Here is a 2,712-nt window from a genome sequence, read left to right as displayed (position 1 = left end):
CCGGCGAGCAGCCCGGGCCGGCGCGCGGCCGGCGCGGCGGCCTCCGTACCGGCCGGCGGCTCGGCGGCGGCGGGGCGGTACTCCTCGACGATGACGTGGGCGTTGGTGCCGCTGACCCCGAACGAGGAGACGCCACCCCGGCGGGGGCGGCCCAGCTCAGGCCAGGGCCGGTTCTCGGTGATCAGCTCGACCGCCCCGGCGGACCAGTCGACGTGCGGGGACGGCGCGTCGACGTGCAGGGTCGCCGGCAGTACGCCGTGCCGCAGCGCCATCACCATCTTGACCAGGCCGGCGACCCCGGCGGCACTCTGCGTGTGGCCGATGTTCGACTTCACCGAGCCCAGCCAGAGCGGCCGGTCGGCGGGGCGGTCCTGGCCGTACGTGGCGAGCAGGGCCTGCGCCTCGATCGGGTCGCCCAGGGTGGTGCCGGTGCCGTGCGCCTCGACCAGGTCGACGTCGGCGGCGCCGAGCCGGGCGTTGGCCAGGGCCGCCCGGATCACCCGCTGCTGGGAGGGGCCGTTCGGGGCGGTGAGGCCGTTGGACGCGCCGTCCTGGTTGAGGGCGCTGCCGCGGATCACGGCGAGGATCGGGTGGCCGTTGCGCTCGGCGTCGGCGAGCCGCTCGACCACGATTACGCCCCCGCCCTCGCCCCAGCCGGTGCCGTCGGCGCCGGCCGCGAACGCCTTGCACCGCCCGTCGACGGACATGCCGCGCTGCCGGGAGAAGACGACGAAGACGCCCGGGGTGGCCATCACCGTGACGCCGCCGGCGATGGCCAGGTCGCACTCGCGGCGGCGCAGCGCGTGCACGGCCAGGTGCAGGGCTACCAGCGACGACGAGCAGGCGGTGTCGACGGTGACGGCGGGGCCGTTGAGGCCGAGGGTGAACGAGATCCGGCCGGATGCGACGCTGGTGGTGTTGCCGGTGCCGAGGTACATGTCGACGCCCTCGGGCACGTGCGGCAGGCCCATCCCGTAGTTGGACGTGGTCACCCCGGCGAAGACGCCGGTCTGGCTGCCGCGCAGCGAGAGCGGGTCGATGCCGGCCCGCTCGATCGCCTCCCAGGAGGTCTCCAGCAGCAGGCGCTGCTGCGGGTCCATGGCGAGTGCCTCGCGGGGCGAGATGCCGAACAGGGACGGGTCGAAGTCGCCGGCACCGTCGAGGAAGCCGCCCACCCGGGTGTAGCTCTTGCCGGGCGTGTTCGGGTCGGGGTCGTAGAGCGACTCCACGTCCCAGCCCCGGTCGTCGGGGAACTCGGTGAGCGCGTCCCGGCCGTCGGCCACAAGGTCCCAGAGGTCCTCGGGAGACCGTACGCCGCCGGGGAAGCGGCAGCTCATCGACACGATGGCGAGCGGCTCCTGGTCCCGCTCCTCGACGGTCTGCAGCTTGCGCTTCGTGTCGTGCAGGTCGGCGGTCACCCGCTTGAGGAAGTACCGCAGCTTGTCGTCGTCGCTCATCGGGTCGCACCTGCCTCGATCCGCGGTTCGGTCATGTCAGGAGATTCCAAACTCTTTGCTGATGAAGTCGAAGATCTCGTCGTCGCTGGCCGCGTCGAGGTCGGGCCGGTCCGGCTCGGCCGCCGGGCCGGCGAGGTCGGTCGCCTTGGCGAGCAGGTCGCGCATCCGGGCGGTGAACCGGTCCCGGGTCACCGGATCGAGGGGAAGGGTGGTGAGCAGGGTCTCCACGGTGTCGATGCCCTGGAAGAGGGGCTGGGTGGAGGGGGCGGCGTCGGCGGCGATCTCGCCGGCCAGCTTCTCGGCGAGGGCCTGTGGCGTCGGGTAGTCGAAGACCAGCGTGGCGGGCAGCCGCAGCCCGGACAGGGTGTTGAGGCGGTTGCGCAGGTCGACCGCGGTGAGCGAGTCGAAGCCCAGGTCGGTGAAGAGCCGTCCCGGGTCGACGGCGTCGGCGCCGGCGTGGCCGAGGACGGCGGCGATGTTGGCCCGGACCACGTCGAGGACCACCTTCCGCCGCTCGGGGTCGGCCAGGCCGGCGAGCCGCTGGCCCAGCGACACGCCGCCGGTCCCGGCGCCGGCGGCGTCGGCCGAGCGCCGCAGCGGCACCCGGACCAGGCCGCGCAGGATCGGGGCGAGGGCGCCGGACTCCGCCTGCGCCCGCAGCGCCGCGACGTCGAGCCGCACGGGTACGACGGACGCCGCGTCCAGCCGCCAGGCCGCGTCGAACAGGTGCAGGGCCTGCTCGGTGGGGAGCCCTCCGGCGCCCTGCTCGGCCATCCGCCGCACGTCGGCGTCGCCGAGGTGGCCGGTCATGCCGCTGGCCTGCTCCCACAGTCCCCAGGCGAGCGATATGCCGGGCAGCCCGCGCGCCCGTCGGTGCGCGGCGAGCGCGTCGAGGAAGGCGTTCGCGGCGGCGTAGTTCGCCTGGCCGGCGCTGCCGAGGGTGGCGGCCGCCGAGGAGAAGAGCACGAACGCGGCGAGGTCCCGGTCGGCGGTGAGCCGGTGCAGGTGCCAGGCCGCGTCGATCTTCGGTACGGCGACCGCGTCGAGCCGTTCGGGGGTGAGCGACTCCAGCACGCCGTCGTCGAGCACGCCGGCCGCGTGCACCACGGCGGTGAGCGGGTGCGCGGCGGGGATCCCGGCGAGCAGCGCGGCGAGGGCGTCCGGGTCGGCGGCGTCGCAGGCGGCGACGGTCACCTCCGTCCCGGCCGCGGCCAGGTCGGTGACCAGGTCGCCGATGCCGTCGGCGGCGGCGCCC

Annotated in this window: 2 protein-coding genes; both read right to left on the bottom strand. The window is 75.0% G+C overall.

From position 1 onward, the window contains the following. A partial coding sequence (locus B0E53_RS35165) for a beta-ketoacyl synthase N-terminal-like domain-containing protein (protein ID WP_210406342.1) occupies positions 1–1,457 on the bottom strand: 1,457 nt, incomplete at its 3' end. Positions 1,458–1,493: 36 nt separating this feature from the next. Next, positions 1,494–2,712 (bottom strand): beta-ketoacyl reductase (locus B0E53_RS35160; RefSeq protein ID WP_146167926.1); only part of this gene is annotated, 1,219 nt, incomplete at its 5' end.

This window comes from Micromonospora sp. MH33, assembly GCF_003013775.1.
Taxonomy (GTDB): domain Bacteria; phylum Actinomycetota; class Actinomycetes; order Mycobacteriales; family Micromonosporaceae; genus Micromonospora; species Micromonospora fulviviridis.
This window is presented reverse-complemented; position numbering and strand designations above follow the sequence as displayed.